Annotated in this window: 26 protein-coding genes and 1 pseudogene; 16 read left to right on the top strand and 11 right to left on the bottom strand. The window is 34.5% G+C overall.

The genetic code is table 11. The features are described from left to right. The first annotated feature begins 236 nt into the window (after positions 1 to 236). From MHH42_RS10345 to MHH42_RS10360, 4 genes are all read left to right on the top strand, one after another. Complete coding sequence (locus MHH42_RS10345; protein WP_340893313.1) at positions 237 to 1013, top strand: hypothetical protein; 777 nt, start codon at positions 237 to 239, stop codon at positions 1011 to 1013. A 152-nt stretch (positions 1014 to 1165) separates the two neighbouring features. Further along, positions 1166 to 1987, top strand: coding sequence for a DUF3952 domain-containing protein (locus MHH42_RS10350; RefSeq protein ID WP_340893315.1), 822 nt, complete (start codon positions 1166 to 1168; stop codon positions 1985 to 1987). Positions 1988 to 2087: 100 nt separating this feature from the next. After that, positions 2088 to 2882, top strand: a complete 795-nt coding sequence (locus tag MHH42_RS10355; protein WP_070173072.1) for a hypothetical protein — start codon at positions 2088 to 2090, stop codon at positions 2880 to 2882. Between the two features lie 199 nt (positions 2883 to 3081). Further along, entirely contained in the window at positions 3082 to 3882 is an 801-nt protein-coding gene (locus tag MHH42_RS10360) for a DUF3952 domain-containing protein (RefSeq protein ID WP_340893317.1), read from the top strand. Positions 3883 to 4157: 275 nt separating this feature from the next. Here MHH42_RS10360 and MHH42_RS10365 read toward each other — a convergent pair whose 3' ends face one another. After that, complete coding sequence (locus MHH42_RS10365; RefSeq protein ID WP_097854342.1) at positions 4158 to 4943, bottom strand: GNAT family N-acetyltransferase; 786 nt, start codon at positions 4941 to 4943, stop codon at positions 4158 to 4160. Positions 4944 to 5075: 132 nt separating this feature from the next. Between MHH42_RS10365 and ytfJ the strand changes: the two genes are divergently transcribed. The 4 genes from ytfJ (at position 5076) to MHH42_RS10385 (ending at position 7092) form a co-directional block, all read left to right on the top strand. Next, positions 5076 to 5501, top strand: coding sequence for a GerW family sporulation protein (gene ytfJ, locus MHH42_RS10370; protein ID WP_000349987.1), 426 nt, complete (start codon positions 5076 to 5078; stop codon positions 5499 to 5501). Between the two features lie 160 nt (positions 5502 to 5661). Then, entirely contained in the window at positions 5662 to 6438 is a 777-nt protein-coding gene (locus tag MHH42_RS10375) for an oxalate:formate antiporter (RefSeq protein ID WP_195754619.1), read from the top strand. 51 nt (positions 6439 to 6489) lie between these two features. Further along, the gene (locus MHH42_RS10380) at positions 6490 to 6810 is read left to right on the top strand and encodes a hypothetical protein (protein WP_087950101.1); all 321 of its coding nucleotides are present in this window, start codon (positions 6490 to 6492) and stop codon (positions 6808 to 6810) included. 69 nt (positions 6811 to 6879) lie between these two features. Beyond that, on the top strand, positions 6880 to 7092 hold the full coding sequence (locus tag MHH42_RS10385; RefSeq protein ID WP_000798747.1) for a hypothetical protein: 213 nt from the start codon (positions 6880 to 6882) through the stop codon (positions 7090 to 7092). A 29-nt stretch (positions 7093 to 7121) separates the two neighbouring features. Here the strand turns inward: MHH42_RS10385 and MHH42_RS10390 are convergent, their stop codons facing one another. Then, complete coding sequence (locus tag MHH42_RS10390) at positions 7122 to 7460, bottom strand: permease (RefSeq protein WP_340893320.1); 339 nt, start codon at positions 7458 to 7460, stop codon at positions 7122 to 7124. 357 nt (positions 7461 to 7817) lie between these two features. On the opposite strand from MHH42_RS10390, the gene MHH42_RS10395 reads away from it, so the two are divergent. The 5 genes from MHH42_RS10395 to MHH42_RS10415 all read left to right on the top strand — a co-directional run bounded on the left by MHH42_RS10395 (position 7818) and on the right by MHH42_RS10415 (position 12643). After that, positions 7818 to 8498: a class I SAM-dependent methyltransferase gene (locus MHH42_RS10395; RefSeq protein ID WP_098689113.1), complete on the top strand. Its 681-nt coding sequence runs from the start codon at positions 7818 to 7820 to the stop codon at positions 8496 to 8498. A 94-nt stretch (positions 8499 to 8592) separates the two neighbouring features. After that, complete coding sequence (locus tag MHH42_RS10400; protein WP_033661278.1) at positions 8593 to 10281, top strand: formate--tetrahydrofolate ligase; 1689 nt, start codon at positions 8593 to 8595, stop codon at positions 10279 to 10281. A 90-nt stretch (positions 10282 to 10371) separates the two neighbouring features. Next, positions 10372 to 10899, top strand: coding sequence for a hypothetical protein (locus MHH42_RS10405; RefSeq protein ID WP_000460213.1), 528 nt, complete (start codon positions 10372 to 10374; stop codon positions 10897 to 10899). Positions 10900 to 10918: 19 nt separating this feature from the next. Beyond that, complete coding sequence (locus MHH42_RS10410) at positions 10919 to 12088, top strand: DEAD/DEAH box helicase (RefSeq protein ID WP_000588603.1); 1170 nt, start codon at positions 10919 to 10921, stop codon at positions 12086 to 12088. Between the two features lie 171 nt (positions 12089 to 12259). Further along, positions 12260 to 12643 carry a VOC family protein gene (locus MHH42_RS10415; protein WP_000581484.1) on the top strand — a complete coding sequence of 128 codons (384 nt, stop codon included), beginning with the start codon at positions 12260 to 12262 and terminating at the stop codon, positions 12641 to 12643. A 41-nt stretch (positions 12644 to 12684) separates the two neighbouring features. On the opposite strand, the gene MHH42_RS10420 is transcribed toward MHH42_RS10415, so the two are convergent. Together MHH42_RS10420 and MHH42_RS10425 are read right to left on the bottom strand one after the other, a co-directional pair. Beyond that, positions 12685 to 13323, bottom strand: a complete 639-nt coding sequence (locus tag MHH42_RS10420) for a zinc dependent phospholipase C family protein (RefSeq protein ID WP_000535613.1) — start codon at positions 13321 to 13323, stop codon at positions 12685 to 12687. A gap of 29 nt (positions 13324 to 13352) precedes the next feature. After that, on the bottom strand, positions 13353 to 14339 hold the full coding sequence (locus MHH42_RS10425) for a quinone oxidoreductase family protein (RefSeq protein WP_000644648.1): 987 nt from the start codon (positions 14337 to 14339) through the stop codon (positions 13353 to 13355). 204 nt (positions 14340 to 14543) lie between these two features. On the opposite strand from MHH42_RS10425, the gene MHH42_RS10430 reads away from it, so the two are divergent. Continuing rightward, positions 14544 to 15122 (top strand): sigma-70 family RNA polymerase sigma factor, encoded by a 579-nt coding sequence (locus MHH42_RS10430; protein ID WP_000675626.1) that lies wholly within the window; start codon positions 14544 to 14546, stop codon positions 15120 to 15122. Continuing rightward, positions 15119 to 15798: pseudogene (locus MHH42_RS10435) on the top strand (DUF3600 domain-containing protein). Before MHH42_RS10430 ends, MHH42_RS10435 begins: the two are co-directional and overlap by 4 nt. 53 nt (positions 15799 to 15851) lie before the next feature. Here the strand turns inward: MHH42_RS10435 and MHH42_RS10440 are convergent. From MHH42_RS10440 to MHH42_RS10455, 4 genes are all read right to left on the bottom strand, one after another. Continuing rightward, a complete protein-coding gene (locus MHH42_RS10440; RefSeq protein ID WP_000277251.1) occupies positions 15852 to 16097 on the bottom strand; it encodes a hypothetical protein in 246 nt (81 codons plus the stop codon). A 150-nt stretch (positions 16098 to 16247) separates the two neighbouring features. Beyond that, complete coding sequence (locus tag MHH42_RS10445) at positions 16248 to 16682, bottom strand: hypothetical protein (protein ID WP_001174537.1); 435 nt, start codon at positions 16680 to 16682, stop codon at positions 16248 to 16250. An 84-nt stretch (positions 16683 to 16766) separates the two neighbouring features. Continuing rightward, a complete protein-coding gene (locus MHH42_RS10450; RefSeq protein WP_000755011.1) occupies positions 16767 to 17735 on the bottom strand; it encodes an MBL fold metallo-hydrolase in 969 nt (322 codons plus the stop codon). Between the two features lie 95 nt (positions 17736 to 17830). Continuing rightward, positions 17831 to 18040: a DUF3925 family protein gene (locus MHH42_RS10455; protein ID WP_000844991.1), complete on the bottom strand. Its 210-nt coding sequence runs from the start codon at positions 18038 to 18040 to the stop codon at positions 17831 to 17833. Positions 18041 to 18264: 224 nt separating this feature from the next. Here MHH42_RS10455 and bsaA point away from each other — a divergent pair, with 224 nt between their 5' ends. Further along, positions 18265 to 18747: a glutathione peroxidase gene (bsaA, locus tag MHH42_RS10460; RefSeq protein ID WP_000219426.1), complete on the top strand. Its 483-nt coding sequence runs from the start codon at positions 18265 to 18267 to the stop codon at positions 18745 to 18747. Positions 18748 to 18843: 96 nt separating this feature from the next. Here the strand turns inward: bsaA and MHH42_RS10465 are convergent, their stop codons facing one another. From MHH42_RS10465 to MHH42_RS10475, 3 genes are read right to left on the bottom strand one after another with little or no spacing between them, the layout of a single operon-like run. Next, positions 18844 to 21072 (bottom strand): transglutaminase TgpA family protein, encoded by a 2229-nt coding sequence (locus MHH42_RS10465; RefSeq protein WP_340893324.1) that lies wholly within the window; start codon positions 21070 to 21072, stop codon positions 18844 to 18846. Next, positions 21069 to 22283, bottom strand: coding sequence for a DUF58 domain-containing protein (locus tag MHH42_RS10470; protein WP_340894728.1), 1215 nt, complete (start codon positions 22281 to 22283; stop codon positions 21069 to 21071). Before MHH42_RS10470 ends, MHH42_RS10465 begins: the two co-directional genes overlap by 4 nt. Then, on the bottom strand, positions 22283 to 23245 hold the full coding sequence (locus MHH42_RS10475; protein WP_340893326.1) for an AAA family ATPase: 963 nt from the start codon (positions 23243 to 23245) through the stop codon (positions 22283 to 22285). The genes MHH42_RS10470 and MHH42_RS10475 overlap by 1 nt, the downstream gene beginning before the upstream one ends. Positions 23246 to 23797: the final 552 nt, after the last annotated feature.

A 23797-nucleotide genomic window follows, 5' to 3' on the forward strand; every position in this document is an offset into this window, starting at 1 on the left:
TTTCAGGGAGTATGAGGGATATGCTTAAGTAAAAGAGAGAAGAATATTTAGAGCTTTTGAGGAGAAAGAAGGCTATTTGAACTATCAAAAGCATTCTGATTATGTACGGTAATTAATGTAGAGATAATATTATCCGAATATAGTTACACAAAGATGAATGTACTTAAAAAGTTAGGAATGTAATGGGATTTTATTGAATGAAAATTATTTAAACTGTATAGAGGTGAAAAGTCAGGATGTGGAATATAAAAGAAGAAGATTTAGATGAATTTAGGATGACATGTAAAGATCGTTTAAGTCCAGAAGGTGCTACAGGATTTATGTTTGGAGGAATACTTTATAGTTCAATAGCCGTTTTTTCTATTATTGTATCAGGTGGTTGGGAGTACTGTATGGTTCTCCTTAACATAGGAATTGTTAAGCTAGAGGTGTTGGCATATGCTCTGCAAGTAATTTTTTTCGTGCTATATTTATTTCCAAAAGCACAATTTAAATTTCAAAAGTTACAAACACTTGTCGTATTATTATATGCATTTCAAATGGCTACTATATTACTTACAGTTTTAGTTGTTTCTGAAATAGCTAATAATTCAATGGATCGTATTACGTTGAATTATGTATGTTTGCTATATTTAGGAGCGGTAATTTTCCATAATGTAACAACAATAGATACATTTAAATTGGCAAGTGAAGGTGCGTTTAGTATGGATGAAAGATCCGTGTCCTTTTTTAGTAAAACAAAAGGAACAATGATGAAAGTTGCTTCAATATACGCATTAATCCTTCTTATTTTGATTTATTTTCATAATGATTATGCATTTGATACTTTTATTGGATATGTAATAGGAACTGTTTTAATGTATACGATAGCCATCGGTGCAGCTGAATTTCAGCTATTAGTATATTGCAGGTTTAAATTTCCGTCATTTAATATTTCATGGGAGCAACATAAAAGAGAGACTCCAAGATATCGAAAGAAAAATAAAAAAGGTAAATCGAAACGTAAGGCATAAAGAAAGTGTGTATTGTAAGTTTTGGTGGTGAAAAAGTAATAATTTATAGGAGAGTATTTGAACTACTAAAAGAAAATTTACTTATGTAAGGTGATTAAAGTGATTAGAAGATAATCTAATCAAAAATGTAGAGAGTGTAGTGTGATGATGAAATGAACACAAAAAAGGTTTCTAAAATGATTACTATCATAATAACAATCAGCCTACTACAAGCATGTAGTTTTTTTGAAGAAAAGGTAGAGTATGAGCCATTTATTAAGGCATTGGATGAAGGTGACATGAAAAAGGTTATGTATGCAAGTGATGATGGGTATGCTTTTGTGGAACAAAGAGGTATTTATAGTACGTTTGAGCAAAAAGAAGATGGAGAGCACAGTAAGACAATTCGTCAAACTACGGAAGGTGTATATAATACAAAAGATAAAAGTTTATATGGAGAGGCGATACAAACAGTTGCGACTGATATAGAAAAGGACAAGGGAAAAAGGACAAATGAAAATTATAAAAAAGAAACTATTTATAGTACTCATGTTAAGTATGAAAATGGACAGGTGAAAAGTTCGGATTCAAATCTAGATGTTTCATACGTAAACTTAATTGCAGATCGTTTAAATGGGATAGGGAAACTAAAGATGAAGCCCGAGGATGATATAAAAAAGTTTGATCAGCCTAATTCAGTGGGATATCGACTAACTGAATCTGAATTTAAAGATATTATTAATAATAAATTAAAGATACAATACGATGAATTTGATGGAGCAACAATCGTATTGCACCTGGATGCCCCAAATAATCCAAAACAAATTTTGCAAATGAGGATAGATATAGATTTTAAAGAAAAGAATGAGGATGGAAAATTAGTAGAAAATATGTTCCAAATAATAACGTATTTTAATAGAAAACAGGATAATAACCAAGATGCGAGACAGGAATATTTAAAATACAAGGCGCAGTACAACAAAAGAGATTGTTAAGAGTTGCGATGAAAATAAAAAGGTATAAAATCAGTGACTAAGAAAATTGCATCTTTATTTTGGTAATATACTATAGTTCGGGGAAAGATGGCGTTAACAAATGTGGAACATAAAAGAAGAAGATTTAGATGAATTTAAAATAACATGTAGAAATCGTTTAAGTCCAGAACGTTCCATGGTGTTTATACTTGGCGCAACTGTTTATAGTTCATTATTCATGTTTTTTATTTTGGGAGCATTAGTTAAATTTGGATGGGGTTATTATCCAAATCTCTTTGACAAAATAATTGTTTGTATTGAATTAGTTTTATATACCTTGCAAGTAATCTTTTTCATTCTATATCTATTTCCAAAAGTTCGTTTTAAATGTCAAAAGTTGCAAGCGCTTGTGATATTATTATGTACATTTCAGCTGGGAACTATAGGATTCACATTGTTTGTACTTCCAGCAATTTTAAATTATTCGATTGATCAAATTATATTATTGTATGTGGGTTTATTGTTTCTAGGAGCAGTTTTTGTTCATCTGGTGACAACAATTGATACCTTTAAACAAGCAGAGAGTGGAGTATTTAGTATGGATGAAAGGGCAGCTTCATTTTTTAGTAAAACAAAAAACAACGTAATGATTGGTGTTACGGTATATGTACTAATCCTCCTTATTTTAATTTATTTTCATAATGATTATGAAATAGAGATATTAGTAGGGTATATAGCAGGAACTCTTGTAATGTACGCGATAGCCATAGGCGCAGCTGAATTCCAATTATTAGCCTATTGTAGATTTAAGTTTCCGTCATTTTATATTTCGTGGGAGGAGCACGAAAAGGAACGTCAGAAAAGACTAAAGCTTTATGAAGAAAAGGAAAAAAAGCAAGCCAAAGAAATAAAATAAGTTTTGCTTTCTGAAAATTCGAACGGAATATATAAACAATTAAGGATTGTATAAAAATCGATGCTATTAAAAATTAAAGTATCTTCAATATAATCTGTATGAGTTAATAAATACCGGTAAGTAAAGGTGAACTATATTACTATCAAAATGGGAATGTAATGAACCTAAAAATGCCTAGAGAAATCAACGGGGTGTCAGTATGAAGTTAAAGAAGAAAGCTAGGATGATGATAGTTCTGTTAATAGTATCAAGTTTATTAAGTGGATGTGGTTTTGGGGAGACGAAGATAGAGTATGAGCCATTTGTCAAAGCTTTGGATGAAGGTGATATGAAAAAGGTTATGTCTGCGAGTGATGATGGGTATGCTTTTGTGGAACAAAGAGGTATATATAGTACATTTGAACAAAAGGAAGATGGAGAGCATAGAAAAACAATCTACCAAACTTCGGAAGGGATATATAATACGAAAGATAAAAGTTTATATGGAAATACAACACAAGAGGTTACTTCAGCAGTAGACAGCAAAGATAATAAAGAAGAAGTTGTTTATCGTACCAATATTATGTATAAAAATGGACAGGTACAAAGTCCGGAATCGAATCTGGATGTTTCATATGTGAACTTAATTGTAGATCGTTTAAAAGGGATAGGGAAACTAAAGATGAAGCCCGGAGATGATATAAAAAAGTTTGATCAGCCTAGTACTGTTGGATACAAACTAACTGAATTAGAGTTTCAGTGTATCATTAATGATAAGTTGAAAATACAATTTGATGAATATGGTGGTGGATCAATCGCATTGCATATTGATTCTAAAAATGATTCAAAGCAGATATTGGAAGTAAGTATTGTAATGAATTATAAAAAGAGAAATGAAGAAGGAAAGTTAGTAGAACACATATCACAAATACATACATATTTTGATAGTCACCAAGGTAATAACCAAGATGCGAAACAGGAATATATTGATTTTAAAGCACAGTATAATAAGAAGCAGTAATATTAAGAAGGGCATTTGCACGTAAAGATAATAGCGACATAGGTGTGATAAATGTTTCATAAATATAGTGGAAAGAATTTGAGGATAAACGCCCCAATTGCTGGAGTAGATGCAACTGGGGCGTTTATCTGTTTAAATTTAGTTTGAATGTATAACATTTTTTAGTTAGAGTCCTCGCTCCTCAAGTAGTTTCTTCATAATAACGGTGTGAAGTTTTTGTGTAAGCGGCTTTTATTGCTAAGTTACAACTATTTCCTCTTATAGAGTACTTCTTATTATCGATACATCGTCCACATTCCAATGTCTTTAAATCCTAGTCGTTTATAAATTCGTCCAGCAGCTGGATTGTTATAAAATAAACAAAGTGTTCGGTCTTCTTTCGTAAAGTCCTGAATCATTTTTTGTAATATGAGTGAAGCGTAGCCATTTCCGCGATAATTCGGGTGTGTACATACGCCAACTACCATAGCGGATAATGAATTTTCAGCGGAAGTTGAGGCGGATGCGATGATTGCACCGTCTTTTTCAATATAATATGTACGTCCTGTATTTGTTTCGATAGCTTGCCTTAACATTTTTTCAGATTCATTTGCAGTCGGGAATTCAGCGATGTCACTTCGTAATTTCATAATTCGTTCTATATCATCGAGTGAGGCAAGTTTAATTGTTTTATGAATTGGTGTGCTAGGTAAGTTGTTGTCATCTTGGCATTCGCAAAAATACATTTCATTTTTGGCGCCTAGTTGTACACTTGGAGCAGTTTCAAATCTTTCTACAATAGTTGACTTGCCAGAGAGTTTAAGCGGCTTATATGCGGAAAGAAGTGCCTCATAGTCAGTAACCACAAACTCTTCTTTACTATACGGTATAAATGTATCGTGAAAGCGAAGTAAAATCGATTTTAATGTTCCGTTCTCTTCAAATACTCCCCATAATTCTTGAAAATCTGTATCATAACCGAAAGCTTCAATATCTCCAATAATAAATAAGTTAATGGCTGCTTCTTCTTTTAGGTAAGCGAATACTTGTTCATGATCTTTCTTTGTTAATTTTCGCATCATAACGAATCTACCTCTTTTTTTATTTTTCTAAATATTACAACTTAAGTTTTTTGAAATCAATATAAAATTTTATGTTTAGTTCACAAACTTTCGGAAAAACTAGGAAAGATATGACAAAGGAGGTTATGAACGGTGGATCATCCAATTCAAGGGTTAATGAAAGCGGCAATGGAAAATTTAAAAGAAATGGTCGATGTGAATACGATTGTTGGAGAGCCTGTTCAAACGGCTGACGGTGGTGTGGTGTTAACGGTTTCTAAAGTAGCGTTCGGTTTTGGAGCAGGAGGTTCTGATTTCCAAACGAATGATGGACAAAGAGCGAACGGTAACCCTGCATTTGGTGGCGGTAGCGCGGGTGGTGTTTCTATTACACCAGTAGCATTTCTTGTGGTGAATAAAGATGGAGTAAATATTCTTCATTTACAAAATGCGACACATTTAGCAGAAAAAATGATTGAATTAGCTCCACAAACAATTGATAAAATTCAATCGATGTTCCAAAAAGATGAAAAGAAAGAGGGAAATCATCATCCTCAAAACCCGGATGAAATCCTTTAAAAACGCCTGCTTATGAGCAGGCGTTTTTTCTTGTAATCACTATGTAATAAAACACATGAAATTGTAAATAGTTTTTGAAGTTTTTTCTATGTTTCTAAAATTTTTCATGTTAAAATATGCTATAGAATTGAAACATATAAAACGAAGGTGGCTAGGTGCTTTGTCTGGAGGATCTGACCAAGTAAAGAATATGATATATATTAATGGTAATCGTCGAGGTCATTGTTTTATTACATCAGGAATTACGTTTAAAGAGTTTGCAAGTAACATCCCTTCACCGCTTCATCAAGTGTTGCTTTTGAAGCATAACTTTGAATGGACGGATTTTCATTATCATACTTTATTTGAATATGTTGAGGAAGAAAATATACATAAGCTAATTCAAACAGAGATTGATGAATTTGATGAATTTTGTTGGGTAGATTTTGATGATGCAAGCGATTTAGATGAATTAGAGCCAAAAGAAATTGCAGAACTGTTATATTTGGCTCACAAAAAAGAACCACTTGCAAGAACATTCTTTCCGCTATTGAAAAATAGATTTGTTTATTTTTCACATGATGACGGTTGGTACAACAAAGTGTATTACCGTAGAATTGCTGACTTTGTAGGAATGTTAAGTAAAGTCATTCCTTATAAACTCGGTGCTTTCGGTAAGAAACGTTTTTCTTTCTTCCAAAAATCAAAAATTTTCCCAGCAATTTCAAAAGAAGTGATTATGGGGCTTATTCCATTAATGGAAGATGGTCTTTATATTGATTTAGCAGGGAAAATTGAGTCAAGAAGAGGTCTTGAAATTCCGGTATATGTAGTTGGTTCGTATGAAAGTACGGATGAGGTGCTAGATAATATCGATGAATTGAAAGAGGAAGCAACAGAAACAGGTTGGCTCATTTTTGATAAGAAAGAACAAGAGTGGCAATGGGTTGTTGACTAAGAAAACTTGGCGCATGAAGTCAAGTTTTCTTGTCATTTGAAAGGAGAACAAATGAAGAAATATTATACAATTGTGGGTATTGTAAGTATTATTCTCGTGGCGATATTGCTTATTACGTGTCCGAAAGAATCAGATTTTAATTCGTATGTAGAGGATAAGTATGCGTTGAAATGTGATGAGAGTAGTTTTGAATGCACACAAAATGTAGATGGTAAAAAAGAAACGCTACAATTTGAAAGTACAGATGCACGAAATGGTGTATTCTTTATGACTGTAAAGCAAACGTTTAAAACAGAAGCTGGTGTTACGAAAGAATATAGCGGAGTAGGGATGTTTGGTACATTTCTTTTTGTTTCAGAAAAGACTTTCTAGTAATAGAAGGTCTTTTTTTTATGCTTATGTTCATATAGATGAAGTAAGACAAGCATAGGAGGGGTAGTGATGAAGAATACATGCATCGTTTGCGGTGGTGAGGAGTTTTTTTCCTCAACGTTGTACGCTCGTACGAAACAAGATTGGGCATATGCGCCAAACATGTATCGATTTGAAAAAGTATTTATTGAACATAGGGATGAAGAGAATTATCCGGTCTTTCAAGAAATTACAGCAAAGCACTGTTGTGGATGCGGTCATATTATGTTGTATCATGAATGAACACACCAAGTATAACTTGGTGTGTTTTTTTAAAACGCTGACAAAGCAAGCGGATAGAGTAAAGTAAATAAAACAGAAAAACTACCAAAACCAATTGCTGTATATCCAAGTGTTCTTGCTCCGAAATTAACAGCTAATAAACCAACTAAAATCGCAAGAGAACCAAGTGTAACTGGATAAAAAGCAATTGAGAATAACGAAAGAAATAATGCGACATAGCCTATCATTGCTCCGGTATTTGTACCTTCTATTTCATTTGCAATTTCTTTGCGCTCATGTCTAATTGGAATGCCGGTTGGAGATATTTCAGCTGCATACTCTTCATTTTTTTCACCACTTTTAAAATGATGATTTCTCTTTCTTCGCATGTACATCCCTCTCTTTCAATTGGGTGTATCTATAGTATCTTTCAAAATGAGAAGAGCATGAGTATGAGTTAAACCCAAGTAAAGCAAAAAATGGAGAAAATAGATTTCGTTGTTATCTTACTTATCCCGCTATTTGCGGGCAGTAAAACTTCTATTTCAAAATTCGACTAGAGTAAAGAAGTTATGTAGGAGCCGGGTTGCCTGTAAAAGCTCGATTGGTGTGGGCTAATAATCAGTGGGAACGAATAAAACCGCCACTAATTAAAGTTTCACTCTATCTCCTTATGAAGATAAACAGGGATTTTGGAAAATGATGTAGAATGAATTGAATGATAATACGTGAAGGTAGGGGAATGTATGACGAAATTCAATTGGCATGAATCAGCAGAGAAGAAGTGGGATAGTAGTGCGGAATATTGGAATCAAAATAGTCAGGAAATGTGGGATAGCGGGAGCAGGAGTACAATTATTCCATTTTTTGAACAGTACGTGGAGAAAGAAGCTCAAGTGTTAGATGTTGGCTGTGGTGATGGATACGGTACATATAAATTAAGTCGCGTTGGCTATAAAGCAGTTGGAGTAGATTTATCGGAAATTATGATTCAAAAAGGTAAAGAACGTGGGGAAGATTCAAATTTATCTTTTGTGAAAGGAGATCTTTCCGCTTTACCATTTGAAAATGAACAATTTAAAGCGATTATGGCCATTAACTCTTTAGAATGGACGGAGAATCCATTACAAGCATTAAATGAAATAAAACGTGTTTTAAAGAAAGATGGATACGCATGTATTGCAATTTTAGGACCGACAGCAAAGCCTCGAGAGAACAGTTATCCTCGTTTATACGGCACAGACGTTGTTTGTAATACGATGATGCCTTGGGAATTTGAACAGTTAGCGAAAGAACAAGGTTTTGAAGTTGTAGATGGCATTGGTGTATATAAGCGCGGAGTAAATGAGAAGATGCTAGGTCAACTACCTACAGAGTTACAACAATCCTTAACATTCTTATGGGTATTTATGTTAAAAAACGTATAAAGAAATGAAAGAATTTTTAGGAGGTAAATAAGTGCAGAAAATACAAAAAACTGATACAATATCATCAGAACCAATTAAAGGGGGACTAGGGTATATGACAACTACTACAACAGTTAAATCCGATATTGAAATCGCACAAGAAGCGAGTATGAAGAAGATTCAAGAAATTGCAGCTGATTTAAATATTTTAGAAGATGAATTAGAGCCATACGGGCATTATAAAGGTAAGTTATCTCTTGATATTTTTAAGCGCTTACAGGATGAGAAAGACGGTAAAGTTGTTTTAGTAACAGCGATTAACCCAACTCCAGCTGGAGAAGGTAAATCAACAGTAACAGTTGGTTTAGGTCAAGCTTTTAATAAAATTGGTAAGAAAACAGTAATTGCACTTCGCGAACCATCTCTTGGACCAACGATGGGACTAAAAGGCGGAGCAGCAGGTGGTGGTTTTTCACAGGTTGTACCAATGGAAGACATTAACCTTCACTTTACTGGAGATATTCACGCAATTACAACTGCGAATAACGCGTTAGCGGCGTTTATTGATAATCATATCCAACAAGGAAACACACTTGGAATTGATACGCGTAAAATCGTTTGGAAACGCTGTGTTGACTTAAATGATCGTGCCCTTCGTAACGTCGTAATTGGTCTTGGTGGACCAGTTCAAGGTGTACCACGTGAAGACGGTTTTGATATTACAGTAGCATCTGAAATTATGGCCGTATTCTGTCTTGCAACGGATATTCAAGATTTAAAAGCACGTTTATCTCGCATCGTAGTTGCTTATAACTTTGCAAATCAACCTGTAACGGTTAAAGATTTAGGTGTAGAAGGTGCGTTAACATTACTACTAAAAGACGCATTAAAACCAAACTTAGTACAAACGTTAGAAAATACACCAGCTATCATTCATGGCGGACCATTTGCGAATATCGCTCACGGTTGTAACAGTGTTATCGCTACAACAATGGCAGCAAAATTAGGTGATTATGTTATTACAGAAGCTGGATTCGGCGCAGATTTAGGCGCAGAGAAGTTTTTAGATATTAAAGCTCGTGCAGCTGGCATTAAACCAGAAGCAGTTGTTATTGTTGCGACTATTCGTGCGCTTAAAATGCATGGCGGCATAGCAAAAGATCGATTAAAAGAAGAAAATGTAGATGCATTAGCAAAAGGTATGGAGAACTTACAGAAGCATGTTGAAACAATTCAAAGCTTCGGTGTACCTTTCGTAATTGCAATTAATAAATTCATTACAGATACAGATGCAGAAGTTACATACTTACAAGAATGGTGCAATGAGCGTGGCTATGCAGTATCCTTAACAGAAGTTTGGGAGAAGGGTGGCCAAGGTGGAGTTGACCTTGCTGAAAAAGTACTAAAAGAGATCGAAAAAGGTGAAAATAACTACGCGCCACTTTATGAATTAGAATTACCATTAGAAGAAAAAATTCGTACAATTGCTCAAAAAGTATATGGCGCAAAAGATATTGATTTTGCTCCGAAAGCACGTAAGCAATTAGCTCAATACGAAGGAGAAGGTTGGAGTAACCTACCAATTTGTATGGCGAAAACACAATACTCTCTTTCTGACGATGCAACAAAGTTAGGTCGTCCATCTGACTTTATCGTAACAATTCGTGAATTAAAACCATCTATCGGTGCAGGGTTTATCGTTGCATTAACAGGAACAATGTTAACTATGCCAGGTCTTCCAAAACAACCAGCGGCACTGCAAATGGATGTAAATGAAGATGGAAAAGCAGTAGGTTTATTCTAAAAGGTTGTAATTCATCTCGTTTATCTGTAAACTATATATACATCAAGTGGCGCCTTTCCATCGAAAGGCGCCTGTTTTTTGGAGGAAATTATGTTTGATCCAACTGCTTTTGACAATTTAAAAGTAATCGTAGAAGGTGCTGTTTATGATTTTGACTTACATGGTGATATTCTTGTAACAGATCGAAAAGATATGATGGACCTTGCTTCATTAAGTCGTATATATCATATCTCGTTTCAGTTAACAGAACCGTTCGAACCATTAGTAGAAGCGACATTTTCATTATCTGTGGATGCAAAGAACTTGTCTGGTGAAATACTAGAAGTGCCTCAGTTTACACCAGGATGTGAAATGAAGTTAGCATTTTCATTCCCGATAGAACAGCCAGAAGGAGTATGCGAAGAAATTGAAACTTTCATGCGTTCTATATGGGGAAAAGAAAGAATGATTATGCAAAAAGTTTCATACGAATATAATAAGCAAGCGATTTCATATCATAATAAGGTAGAGGTTCTATTTCAAAAAGCGATTACAGAAGACCATGTTGATGATTTAATAGCTGTTATTTCACACATGATAGAAACGGTGCGAACAATACAGCATTTTCTTCAAAAATAGAGATAAAGGAGAAAAACAAATGATAAAAGATATGCAACCATTTTTACAACAAGCTTGGGAGAAGGCTGGTTTTAAAGAATTAACTGAAATTCAAAAACAAGCGATTCCAACTATTTTAGAAGGACAAGACGTTATAGCTGAATCTCCAACTGGAACAGGAAAAACATTAGCGTACTTATTACCACTTTTACATAAAATTAATCCTGAAGTAAAACAGCCACAAGTTGTTATTTTAGCTCCAACGCGTGAACTTGTCATGCAAATTCATGAAGAGGTTCAAAAATTTACAGCAGGAACTGATATTTCAGGTGCATCTTTAATTGGTGGTGCAGATATTAAGCGCCAAGTGGAAAAATTGAAGAAACACCCGAAAGTAATTGTTGGTTCACCAGGACGTATTTTAGAATTAATTCGTATGAAAAAGCTAAAGATGCATGAAGTGAAAACGATTGTATTTGATGAGTTCGATCAAATAGTGAAACAAAAGATGATGGGTGCTGCACAGGATGTAATTAAATCAACGATGCGCGATCGTCAATTAGTATTCTTCTCAGCGACAATGACAAAAGCAGCAGAAGATGCAGCACGTGATTTAGCAGTTGAACCACAATTAGTACGTGTAACACGTGCAGAGTCAAAAAGCTTAGTTGAGCATACGTATATCATTTGTGAGCGACGCGAAAAAAATGATTACGTAAGAAGAATTATGCATATGGGCGATGTAAAAGCGGTTGCTTTCTTAAATGACCCATTCCGTTTAGATGAAATTACTCAGAAATTGAAATTCCGTAAAATGAAAGCAGCAGCTCTTCATGCAGAGGCAAGTAAGCAAGAACGTGAAGCGACGATGCGTGCTTTCCGCGGCGGAAAATTAGAAATTCTACTTGCTACTGATATTGCAGCACGTGGAATAGATATTGATGATTTAACACATGTAATTCATTTAGAGTTACCTGACACTGTAGACCAATACATTCACCGCTCAGGACGTACTGGACGTATGGGCAAAGAAGGAACGGTCGTGTCTCTTGTAACAGAACAAGAAGAGCGTAAATTACTTCAATTTGCGAAAAAATTAGGTATTGTGTTTACGAAGCAAGAAATGTTCAACGGATCATTTGTAGAAACGAAACCGAAAGCACCGAAGAAAAAGAAACCAGCATTTACTGGGAAGAAAAAGCCTAGATAAATAATGGGAAAGACGTAACTATTTGTAGTTACGTCTTATTTTGTTCATTGGTAAAGTAGTGAACGAGTAAGTCGATAAATTTCGTAAAGAAGTACATATCAACTCAAAAGGAATAACAATAGCACTTGTAGAAACCTACATAGAATATAAAAACCATTAGGAGGAATACAAATGATTCATAAAGTCGGACAAATTATGTTATATGTAAATAATCAAGATGAGGCAGTAAATTTTTGGACGGAAAAGGTAGGGTTTCATGTAGTAGCAGAGGAAGATAACAAGCAAGGGATGAGATGGATTGAAATCGCTCCAACTCAAGATGCAGAAACGAGTATCATACTACATAATAAAGAAGTTATTTCGAAAATGAGCCCAGAATTGAATCTTGGTACACCATCCTTAATGTTCTTCTCAGAAAATCTTGATCAATTATATACAGATTTAACAAATAAAAATGTTACAGTTGGCGAAATGGTAACTATGCCTTCTGGTAAAGTGTTTAACTTTGCTGATAGTGAAGGGAATTATTTTGCGGTTATGGAAAAGAACAAATAATGATGTTATGGAAAAATCCCCCTCGTATAAAATGAGGGGGATTAAATATTTGAAGTGGACTTTTTATTCGACAGTTGTTCGATATAAAAAGCGCCTTTCTCAATAGCGGTTTCAATATAACCGACAATTTGATTAAACGTGAACACCTGTAATTCTTCATGCAAATGTTGCTCTGGATACAACATATCTTCAAAAAGGTATGTTCGAAAAGCTAAAACATTTCCTTTAGAAACTTCTGCGATATCCACAATGTGAGCCTCTTGATTAAGAAGAGAGAATAGCTGTTGTTCTTTTTCGTAATGATGAAGCAACTTTGCATTTAACAATTTAAAATCGTTATAGTACATAGGTGCGATAGTTTCGTCATTTTCTATTCTATTTTTTAGCCAAGGTAGAAAAAAGCCTTGTAGCCAATTATCGTCGGCAATGAGGTGGGTGTAATAGCCTAAAATAAATGGGGAATCTATATGTGCTTCATATTTATGAATAAATGAATCATAATCTATTCTTCTCGTATAGTTCTTCGTTGTACCGGCATAAAAATGTGAGGTGCCTTTTTCTTTTTTTGAATGAACAGCATCAGGGGCTACAGCTCCAAGTAAGAAAGAAGTTTTATCTTGAATACATAATTTCTCAGCAATACCGTTAGCGATAATCACATGCATAATTCTTGATCCCATGAATGCCACCTCTGTTTCAAGTATTCATTTCAGGAAGGGGACTGAACGTTTAGTATTACTTTCCCTGTACTTTTTCTACTTTCGACCCATTCATGTGCTTTCCCTGCATCTATAAAGGGAAAAGATTTTGTAGCCTTAATTTGCAAACTTCCATCACGTAAATAACGGAAAACTTCATTTGCAGTTTCTTGGAGTAATTCAGGACGTTTTTTCCGTGTAGTGCCGAAGCTGAATCCGAGTATAGAACGGCAACTTGCGTGTAAGTCTTTCGTTTTGAAATTGCCAATTTCACCGCTCGCATTGCCGAAATGAACGAGGCGTCCGTAATAAGCAAGACATTTTAAACTACTTTCCGAAACCGTTCCAGAAATAGAATCTAAAATTACATCAACCCCTTGGCCATTTGTCAGCTCATTGACCTTCTCTACAAAATCTTCATCTTGATGACATATAACATAATCAGCTCCAGCGTCTAAAGCAATTTCTTTTTTTGCTTCACTTCCGACAGTACCGATAACTTTTTCAGCCCCTAATAGTTTTGCAAGTTGAATAGCAGTAGTGCCAATTCCGCCAGCAGCTGCATGAATGAGTACAGATTCACCTTGTTGAAGCCTTGCAACATTTGCGAGTAAATTATAGCTTGTAAAAGATATGATAGGGCAAGCGGCTGCAGTTTGGAAATTAACTTCATCAGGTAAAACGAAAGTAAGATTTTCATTTGCAACAATATATTCTGCGTAAGATCCATTTTGAGGAAAAGCAATGACACGCTGTCCAGGATGAATATTTTTAACTTGAGAACCGACTCGTTCTACAATACCGGTGGCATCTATCCCTGGAATAAAAGGGAATGTCTTATTTCCTTTTTTGCCATAACGTGATTTAATATCGGCAAAATTAACACTAGTAGCAACAACACGAATTAACACCTGATTGTCTGAAATAGTCGGCATATCAACATCAGTATATTTCATCACTTCCGGACCACCGAACGACGTTACAACGATAGCTTTCATCATATATCCTCCTAAATTTGACTATATAAATCATTTTAAAGCGTCATTAGAAATTGGAAAATTATATAATAGTTATGCAAGGTTATAAGTGAAGCTTATGAACTCAGTGAATCATTATATTAATTTATATAAAAAACTTTAAAAAATCGAACGAAATATGAATTACTTGCCAATATAAAGTGTAAGACAAAGGGGGGATGGTATATGAAAGGTGAAACAGTGTGTACAGATTTAATTCAATTAACTTTATCAGGAAATAAAGAAGCGTATAGCGAGTTGTATGATGTAACGATTCAAGAAGTATATAAGACAGCACATTTTTTACTAGACGATAAAACAGATGTAGATGATGTCGTTCAAGAAGTATACATACAACTATATGAATCGCTTCGTAAGTATGATAGCGAGAAGCCATTTCGTCCTTGGCTAATTGGACTCGCGATTAAACAAATTCACTCTTATAGAAGAAAGAGGTGGATGCGACTACGAATTGTAAAAAAAGCAGAAGAGCAAAGAAAACCAGTACAAATTGATTTTTCTAACGATCTGGTAAGTAAAATATCAAACCAAGAACTAATCGAACTTATTCATAAATTACCGTATAAATTGAAACAAGTTATTATCTTAAGATATTTACACGATTATTCACAAGAAGAAGTAGCACAAATATTACATATTCCAATTGGTACTGTGAAATCTAGAATTCACGCGGCATTAAAAAAACTACGTCAAAAAGAGCAAGTAGAAGAAATATTTTTAGGAGAGGTAGGGAATGTGAAATGAGTTTAGACTGTAGAGTTAGGGAAACTATACAAGAAGAAGCAAAGGGTATTGTTGCCCCGCCGGAGTTAAAAGAAAAAGTAATCGTGCAAATAACAATGAATCGCGGGGGGAGTAAAAGGAAGAAGCACCTTATTGCAGGAGTGCTTGCAGCAGCTCTTTTAATCCCGACGACTGGTTTTGCGTATCAATCTATTATGGCGGATGGTATATACGGATCTTTTGAGAATTTAAAAAAACATGCCGGAGCAATGACTTTAGAAGCGTATATACGTTTTAATGCAAAATTATCAGAAGCGAAAGATGAAATGGGTGCGAAAGAATATGAAGAGTTTACAAAAGAACTAAAGAAATTAACAAATGCAAAGCTTGCGTACGGAGATTCGAACGGTAATATTGATTATGATCAATTATCACCAGCTAAAAAGAGGAATTGAAAAAGGTAGTAATGGAGCTTCATCCGTATTTTGATAAATTAAATGGCCAAAAATCTAGTAAAGAAGTACTAACTCCTGAAGAATATGAACAATATATGGAGGCATTAATGTCACATCAAACTGTGTTAGTAAAAACGAAATCGAGTGGCGGGATAACAGTAGAAGAAGTTCCTGAGGCGTACAAAGAAAGATTTATTAAAGCCGAGCAGTTTATGGAGTATGTAGATGAAAAGGTGAGATAAGTAAAAAAGCTCATAGCCTAAGCTCCGAGCTTTTTTATTGAAACGTAAATTTATTAACCACTTATTCCTTTTGCTAGCAATAGGAAATATACAACTAATAATATTACGCCATTTAATGCAGTACCAACTATTCCGAATAACCAATTTTTTGATGCAATTGCAAAAATAATACCGAGTAATGAAAGTATACTTAGAGTCACAATAATTAACGTTAAATTCGCATTAGGTCCTCTAAGGATAAAGAAAGAAAATATACTTGCGATAACCGTTAGAAAAGAGAAAGCCCCTAATTTATACATAATAAATCTCCTTGGTTAAAATGCATTTTGACATAATATACGAACAACTTTATTTTAACAGAATTCCCCTTTTCATTTATGGCGATTTTTACAAAAAATAGCGCACTTATAAACAAAATGTCCTAATCAGCAACACTTAAAAATTGGTCATCAATTATATTTTTTCATATTTGCAGTATCTTTTTGTATAAAACAATCTAATAGTGAATAACCAGCTATTAAACTAATAATCGTAACAAAAGTTGTATTTATAAGAATAATATTAGCTAAATAAGGTAAGTATTCGCCAAGTGGTGAAAAGAGTAATGCAGGGGAAAAGGAAATGAATAGTGTAGGCACTGTAATAGCAATAAATTTATCCGGCTGAAAGCTCCAGTTTTGTTTACTCGTTGCGTAATTAATAGATTGAAGGAACCGTAATAAAATACCAACTATAAGAGGGAAGAGTGTAAAGTAGAATAATCTTGGATAAACGTTAAAGTTCACCTGCGCGTCTGTATCTAAATAAAATTGAATTTTTACTCCAACAAATAATAATAAGACGATAAATAATGTAAAGCAGAGGTATAGCATTACTTTTTGCATTCCATTCCACCATCCTTTACTAAAAATATATTCAAAGAAGAGATATACAATAACTACTGTTGTATATCTCTTCTTTTACTGTTATTAAATAGTGGAATTTGTTTTTTCTTGCTTCGTGAAATAATCAATAATACCCATCGCACTAATTTCTATATCTAGATGTAAAATGTTATAAACGGAATGATCGGATGGGACGTTTAATTTTGTAAGGTGAGAAGAGATTTTATCCATTAATAAAGTTTGTAATGCTTTAGTAGCCTCATCGAAATCATTATACTTTTCAAAGACCTCTTTACCAGTATGAACGAAAATAGGTAACCAATGTTCTAGTTGGTTATATACTTCTGTAACATTGGATGAAGCGCCGTAATGACCGAAATAAATAGTATCTACATTCATACTTTGAATATGATTTTTAGAAGCAATCATCGCATCGGGCTGAAATTGCGAAGGGGACGTTGATGGTAAATATAACTCTACACCAAGGTCTGCAAGCTCTCTATAATAAATGCCAATTGTATCACCAGTAAAAATGCCGTTTGTTAATGAATCATGAATGCTAATATGGTGCTTTGCATGTCCAGGTGTATCATAAAATGTAAGGATGCGGTCTTCTGCAATTTTTAACGTATCATCATGTTGTACAATATGAACGCGTTCTTCTTCTATAGGAAGAATTGGATCGAAAAGTTTATCGAAATCATCCTTGTATACAGCTTTTGCGCCTAAAATGAGTTTTGTTGGATCAATCATATGACGAGCACCGCGAGAATGCACATATAAAGTAGCATTTGGGCACTTTTCCATCATTAAACCAGCTGCCCCAGCGTGATCTAAATGGACATGTGTAACGATAATGTTTTTTACATCGTTTAAATCAATATGTAATTGTTGTAAGCCATCTAAAATATAGGGAAGAGAAGGGGCCGCGCAAGTTTCAATTAAAGTAATATCGTCACCTAATAAAACATACGTACCTGTTCGTTCATTATGTTGTAAGTCGTAATCATCAATAAGATATAGGTGAGAAGATAATTGTTCTACTTTTTTCATACTTATCACTCCTTATATACGGTATGTATCTATTATACGCTAAAAAGAAAAAAGACAGAAAACGAAAGCTCGTCTTCTGCCTTTTTAAAGTGTTTTTATTTCGTTTGTTCTTTATTGATAGACATAACGAACAGTCCAACAATGCCACCAACGATCGGAAGCGTAATCTCTCCTGCTAAATTAAAGTAGGAGCTTAAGAATAAACCATTTACATCGATTACCCAACCAGTAACATACAATAACATCATATATAGTACGAAATAAAACTCGCGATTTGAAATCGTTTTAGGTTGTGCAGTTTTCATAATGAACACCATCCTTTTCTATTATAATAGAATATAAACTGTCACATTTTGTTCACAATTCAATTGTAAAACTTTCCATTCTAAAAGTCTAGTAGTTTGTGTCGAATTTTCGAACATAAATAAAGCGCTATCATTTCGGTGTGTAAGTATGTAATAGAAGCTGTATATTCACGAATGTAGTATAGTATAAACATAGAATAATAGTATAGAGAGGGGTAGGAACAATGACAGTTTATGATTTTTCAGCTAAAACAATAACAGGAGAAGATAAATCGTTAAAAGATTACGAAGGAAAAGCACTTCTTATTGTAAATGTAGCTAGTAAATGTGGATTTACACCACAGTATAAAGGATTACAAGAAGTATATGATAAATATAAAGATCAAGGACTAGAAATACTCGGTTTCCCTTGTAACCAATTTGGAGGACAAGAACCAGGTACAGAAGCGGACATTACTAGTTTTTGTGAATTAAACTACGGTGTAAACTTCCCGATGTTTGCAAAGGTTGATGTGAAAGGTGATAAGGCTCATCCTCTGTATACATACATGACAGAACAAGCGCCAGGTTTACTCGGTATGAAAGCAGTGAAATGGAATTTTACGAAGTTTTTAATTGGAAAAGATGGGAAAGTAGTAGGGCGTTTTGCGCCGCAAACGAAGCCAGTTGATTTAGAGGTTGAGATTGAGAAGGTACTTGGGGAATAATTAGGAGTTTGTTATCTTTTATTATAGTTATTAAAAAATACCTCAAAGAACAAAGTTGCTCTTTGAGGTATTTTCTTTAAACTCACATGATCAAGATTAAATCACTGTATCGAATTCATTTGATTTAGGTAGAGAAGCTGCTTTTTTCATAAGCACTTCCCATAAGTGTACGGATTTCTTCCATTCGGCTGCGGTCTGTCCGTTTTGATACATAGCGTTCTCATAACTGAAAGTAAGTTGTTGCATATCGGCCGAGTTGTAAAGTGTATCGATGCGGAGAGCGTATTCTCGGAATGTTTGACTTTCCCCCCGTGGTATGCCAATTCTCGCAAATTGTTTTAAAAGTGCGCCGTAAGCTTTTTGATAAACAACATCATCTTTTCGGTATTTATAGAAAAGAATAATAAAAAATGTAATCCATTTCATTCTAGTAGTGAAGAGAATGTATCCGATGATACTAATTGGTATCGTAGAGAGGAATACGTACCACCAAGAAAAACTAGTTTTAGAATTTGTGACCTTTTTAGTAGAAGTTTCTTCTGTATTTTCTATTAAACTTTTAAGTTTTGCTTCATTATTTCGTTGATGTATTTGCTGGTTATTAGAATTATTTGCTTCGCTATTTTGTGAAATAGGAGCAGGCGTAGTATTTATAAAATTATAGGGATTGGTAAATCCTTTTGTTGGTTCGAATGGAATCCATCCGTATCCTGGGAAATATACTTCGACCCAAGAGTGTGCGTTATCGTTCGTGATTTTATAAATATCCTGACCTTCTGCAGAGGCAAGTGTATTGTCAAGAGTTCCTTCTGTATAACCTTTTACCCAGCGAGCAGGAATCCCAGCAGAACGAAGTAACACGATCATAGACGTCGAAAAATTATTACAGTAGCCGCTTTTTGTATCGAAAAGGAATTGATCTACATAATCTTGACTTTTGGCAGGGTACAAGACATTCGTTGATTCGTATGTAAAAGAGTTGTCTGCGAAGTAATTTTCAATAGCTAATACTTTATCATACCGGTTGTCTTTATCATTTGTAAGATTGACAGCCAAGTCTTTTACTCGCTGTGGTAATGATTCGGGAAGTTGTGTGTACTTTGTCATGAAATAAGGATTTGTTTCTTGACCTTCATTCGTGTTTACAGCTTTCAAGTTTTCTATGGGAACTTCCGGGATCTCATACGTTACTTTATATGAATGTAAAGTAGTAGAGGAGTCTCCGTGCATCGTATAGATTTTTTCGGAAAATGGGTCAACGCTGTATGATACATCTGAGGAAGCCTCAACTGATATTAACCCTGCTGGATAGGTAAGGTGCGGATAACTTTTTTGCATGTTTATTGTTGCCTTTGTTGTCTCCGTTTTTGTATTTTGTTCGTACCAGCTCACGACGTCGTTTTTACTTTTAAAAGAAATCTTTTTTTGATTTTCAGAAACTTCCCAGCCTTTTCCTGTATAAAAATCTTTCGTTTCTACTCTCCAATATTGTTTGTTTTGCGTTTGTGCTGTGAAAACAATTGTAGGATCAGCCTGAAAAGGACCACCTAATCTCGAGTCATCTAAACCATACCCAATTGTAGAAACTTCTTGTTTTTTACTCGCTTCGGATGTGTTGAATTTTAAAAAATTCATTGGGTTTGGCCATTGAGGGCCGAATTTTGGAGCAAAGTATGCGATGGTTGCTGACAATACAATAAATATTGTAAGAGGTCTAAGTAATTTTGAGATTTCTCTAGCATAATTTTGTAAGTGTTCCATCTCTTTTATTCGTTCTATTCGAAGAAGACTAAGCATAAAAAAGCCGATGACAACAGTACGAATAATAGCGTAGTTTGCATTGTATAAATGTAAGTTATGAAAAGTTGTGATATAAATAATAGTCAATACAAGAAATAACAATCCACGTTTTTTATGAATCATCCAAAAAGAGATGAAAGAACTCAAAAACCAAAATGATAGAAAAAATAAAACTGTTGGAAAAACTGGAGAAATATCTAGCAAATTCCCCTGGAACAACAGGGAGGAATTTTGAGAAATATCAGTAAAAAATTTCGTTAGCCAAGATGGATTTATAAAAGCATTTTTATAATATAGGAAATGAATGATGAATAAAATCGTGATGGTCTTTATAGGAATTTGCCACCTTGTTTGAAAAAAAGAGAGAGTGAAGCAAATCCCTATAAATATTACAAAAATATCTAATCTACCTACGTTTGTAATACCTATAAGGGGTCTTAGCCATTCTAATAAAAGTAGAAATGCGCATGCATGCATGAAAAATTTAGTCATATCCAATTGTTTTTTTGCCTGTAATGTTATCATTTGCTCACCTCAAAAAACACGTTTGTATACTGGTTTCCATAAGCCACATTTACAAATGTTTTTCGTTTTTGTAGAGTTTCTAGAATACTTAGCTCTCGATGTGAGAGTTGATTTGCTTTTTCTTTCACGACAAACACCATTAATTTTCTATTTTTTATAGCAGCACAGTCAGCCGCCTTTTGAATATCGGGAGAAAGATCGCTTGTCACGAGTATAATCGTTACGGGCTGATACATTTTTCTTAATTCCATTTCTACACTCTGAGAGAGGGGGGATACACTGTCTGCATGTACTTTCGCTAAATGACAAAAGATTTGTTGCAACTGGGTATCTCCATTGTCTAAAGGGAAAATAGTTCGTTCTTTTCCGACAGACACGAATGACGCTGGTGAATTTTGCTTCAAGACAGCCCTTACAATAGAGGCAGTAAACGTTACGACTGATTCGAATAGAGGGGACTCAGTTCTGTCCATGAATATCATGATATTATGGCTACGCTGTTGTTCAAACTCTTTCGTCATAATATTGTTTGTTCGTGCAGTTGCTTTCCAATCAATCCATGAAAAGCGGTCACCAGGTTTATAGTCTCTGACGCCGACAGATACTGTAGAGTCTTTTGCTGAATGTATATTTGCTGAAAGCGCCCCTTGTTCGAAATAATTTTCCAATTGTCGATACGCTATATCTACATACTGGGGATAGACTAAAAATGTATCTGGAACTGAAAAAGTTACTTCTTTCTCTATCATACCGAATAGATCGCCAGTTTTGACACGTACGCTTGAAAAAATGTGCTCTCCTCTAGGGATTGTATCAATAACATATTGAAACGAAATATTTCGTTTCAATCCTGGAAAGAGTATGACCTTATTCATCTTTGCTTGTTTACAACTTGTAAATGGTGGTGGCAGTTCATCTTCTATAACTAAATAAAGTAAGGGAAAAGGAAGTTTTCTTTTTATTGTAATCGTGCTTACAAACTGTTCTCCTGCTGCATATTTGTTTTGGTTTGTTATTCGTTTTACTTCAGCGTCCCGTAAAGCGTAGAAGGGGAGTAGTAGTGAATAAAGGCCAATAGGAATCGTACTGTAAAACAAAAACCAACTTACAAATCCTCCTTGAAGCATAGCATACACAAATGTTAAGACTACGCATAAAGGGATTAGTGATAACTTTGTAACGTGATATAGTGCTCGTAGTAGTCGCTTCATCAAAGGTTCTTCGTCCTTTGAGTCGGCACGGTAGTTCGTGCAACGATTTTGGAGATAACTTGTTCTCCTGTTATTCCTTCAAATCTTGCTTCCATTTTTAGAATGAGTCTGTGAGCTAAAACGTAAGGAGCTAAAAATTTAACATCGTCTGGAATAACATAATTTCTGCCATGGATGAATGCATAAGCTTGTGAAGCTTTCATTAAAGCAATTGAGCCACGTGGACTTGCACCTAGCTGTATAGAACTATAAGAACGAGTCTGATTAACAAGCTTTACAATGTAATGCTTGATTGCTTTGTCCATACTTACTTCCCTTACGCTTTGTTGTAAATAAAGTAATTCTTTTATTGTTGTAATAGCTTGTAAATGGGAGAGTGGGTTTGTTTTTTCCATCCGGTTTAAAATTTCAAATTCTTCTTCTGGTGTAGGATATCCCATTGTTAGCTTCAACAAGAAACGATCGAGTTGAGCTTCTGGTAAAGGATATGTTCCTTCATATTCGACCGGGTTTTGTGTAGCCATGACAAAGAAAGGTTTTGGTAACGATCTTGTAATGCCATCTATTGTGATAGTGCCTTCTTCCATACTTTCAAGTAAGGCAGATTGTGTCTTTGGGGATGTACGATTAATTTCATCAGCAAGTACAAAATTCCCCATAATTGGTCCAGGCTTGAACTCAAATTGGAGTTCTTTTGGATTATAAATAGAAACACCTGTTACATCTGACGGCAGTAAATCAGGTGTGAATTGAATCCGCTTGTAATCGGCGTCAATGGATTTAGAAAGAGTGCGTACTAGCATTGTTTTCCCAACGCCAGGAACATCTTCTAATAGTACATGACCTTCAGCTAAAAGAGCTGTCATGGTTAAAATCGTTTCTTTTCGTTTTCCGACCATTAATTTTTCAATATTGTTGATTATTTTTTCTATAATGGGATGTAATGAATCAAGACGGGCCATCGTAATCCTCCTAATTTTATTATCTTTTCTAATTCATTTTTATGTTAAAGAAAAGGAGTCCCTTCATTTTAATGCAGTATAATAGTAATCTAAGAGGCAAGTAGGAATGGTGTATATAAGTTCATAGTGAGAACTTATATAAATAGGAAAAAACGTAAATGTTAAAAAATCATGGTGAGATACTTTATAATTTCTATGTCCAAAAAGGAAATCCTACTCGTAATTTTATGAATATTCAGATTATATGTACGGATAACATTTAGTATAATTGTTTCCGTAAATAAGAACAATACCGTAAATAATGATTTATAGTTATATCTCGCTATTTGTGGGCTGATAATCAGTGGGGGACGAACAAAACCTCCACTGATTAAAGTTTCACTTTATATAAAAACGTAGGAATCTCTCCTGCGTTTTTTCTTATGCAAAAAAAGGTGAATCCTCAAAATGCTATTTTCCTAATAAGCTCACGGCTGACCGAAATCTTCACAACAAAACAAAGTAATCTTTATTTATAAATGTTTCCCCGTAAACCGGTTTCCAAATGAATTT

Origin of the sequence: Bacillus sp. FSL L8-0099 (assembly GCF_038006385.1) — a bacterium.
In the GTDB taxonomy this organism is placed as follows: domain Bacteria; phylum Bacillota; class Bacilli; order Bacillales; family Bacillaceae_G; genus Bacillus_A; species Bacillus_A toyonensis.

Excerpts from the sequence above, each read along its gene's own strand:
- MHH42_RS10345 (WP_340893313.1), top strand. The coding sequence starts at position 237 with ATGTGGAATATAAAAGAAGAAGATTTAGATGAATTTAGGATGACATGT.
- MHH42_RS10350 (WP_340893315.1), top strand. The coding sequence starts at position 1,166 with ATGAACACAAAAAAGGTTTCTAAAATGATTACTATCATAATAACAATC.
- MHH42_RS10355 (WP_070173072.1), top strand. The coding sequence starts at position 2,088 with ATGTGGAACATAAAAGAAGAAGATTTAGATGAATTTAAAATAACATGT.
- MHH42_RS10360 (WP_340893317.1), top strand. The coding sequence starts at position 3,082 with ATGAAGTTAAAGAAGAAAGCTAGGATGATGATAGTTCTGTTAATAGTA.
- MHH42_RS10365 (WP_097854342.1), bottom strand. The coding sequence starts at position 4,943 with ATGATGCGAAAATTAACAAAGAAAGATCATGAACAAGTATTCGCTTAC.
- MHH42_RS10380 (WP_087950101.1), top strand. The coding sequence starts at position 6,490 with ATGAAGAAATATTATACAATTGTGGGTATTGTAAGTATTATTCTCGTG.
- MHH42_RS10385 (WP_000798747.1), top strand. The coding sequence starts at position 6,880 with ATGAAGAATACATGCATCGTTTGCGGTGGTGAGGAGTTTTTTTCCTCA.
- MHH42_RS10390 (WP_340893320.1), bottom strand. The coding sequence starts at position 7,460 with ATGCGAAGAAAGAGAAATCATCATTTTAAAAGTGGTGAAAAAAATGAA.
- MHH42_RS10395 (WP_098689113.1), top strand. The coding sequence starts at position 7,818 with ATGACGAAATTCAATTGGCATGAATCAGCAGAGAAGAAGTGGGATAGT.
- MHH42_RS10400 (WP_033661278.1), top strand. The coding sequence starts at position 8,593 with ATGACAACTACTACAACAGTTAAATCCGATATTGAAATCGCACAAGAA.
- MHH42_RS10405 (WP_000460213.1), top strand. The coding sequence starts at position 10,372 with ATGTTTGATCCAACTGCTTTTGACAATTTAAAAGTAATCGTAGAAGGT.
- MHH42_RS10410 (WP_000588603.1), top strand. The coding sequence starts at position 10,919 with ATGATAAAAGATATGCAACCATTTTTACAACAAGCTTGGGAGAAGGCT.
- MHH42_RS10415 (WP_000581484.1), top strand. The coding sequence starts at position 12,260 with ATGATTCATAAAGTCGGACAAATTATGTTATATGTAAATAATCAAGAT.
- MHH42_RS10420 (WP_000535613.1), bottom strand. The coding sequence starts at position 13,323 with ATGGGATCAAGAATTATGCATGTGATTATCGCTAACGGTATTGCTGAG.
- MHH42_RS10425 (WP_000644648.1), bottom strand. The coding sequence starts at position 14,339 with ATGAAAGCTATCGTTGTAACGTCGTTCGGTGGTCCGGAAGTGATGAAA.
- MHH42_RS10430 (WP_000675626.1), top strand. The coding sequence starts at position 14,544 with ATGAAAGGTGAAACAGTGTGTACAGATTTAATTCAATTAACTTTATCA.
- MHH42_RS10440 (WP_000277251.1), bottom strand. The coding sequence starts at position 16,097 with ATGTATAAATTAGGGGCTTTCTCTTTTCTAACGGTTATCGCAAGTATA.
- MHH42_RS10445 (WP_001174537.1), bottom strand. The coding sequence starts at position 16,682 with ATGCAAAAAGTAATGCTATACCTCTGCTTTACATTATTTATCGTCTTA.
- MHH42_RS10450 (WP_000755011.1), bottom strand. The coding sequence starts at position 17,735 with ATGAAAAAAGTAGAACAATTATCTTCTCACCTATATCTTATTGATGAT.
- MHH42_RS10455 (WP_000844991.1), bottom strand. The coding sequence starts at position 18,040 with ATGAAAACTGCACAACCTAAAACGATTTCAAATCGCGAGTTTTATTTC.
- bsaA (WP_000219426.1), top strand. The coding sequence starts at position 18,265 with ATGACAGTTTATGATTTTTCAGCTAAAACAATAACAGGAGAAGATAAA.
- MHH42_RS10465 (WP_340893324.1), bottom strand. The coding sequence starts at position 21,072 with ATGATAACATTACAGGCAAAAAAACAATTGGATATGACTAAATTTTTC.
- MHH42_RS10470 (WP_340894728.1), bottom strand. The coding sequence starts at position 22,283 with ATGAAGCGACTACTACGAGCACTATATCACGTTACAAAGTTATCACTA.
- MHH42_RS10475 (WP_340893326.1), bottom strand. The coding sequence starts at position 23,245 with ATGGCCCGTCTTGATTCATTACATCCCATTATAGAAAAAATAATCAAC.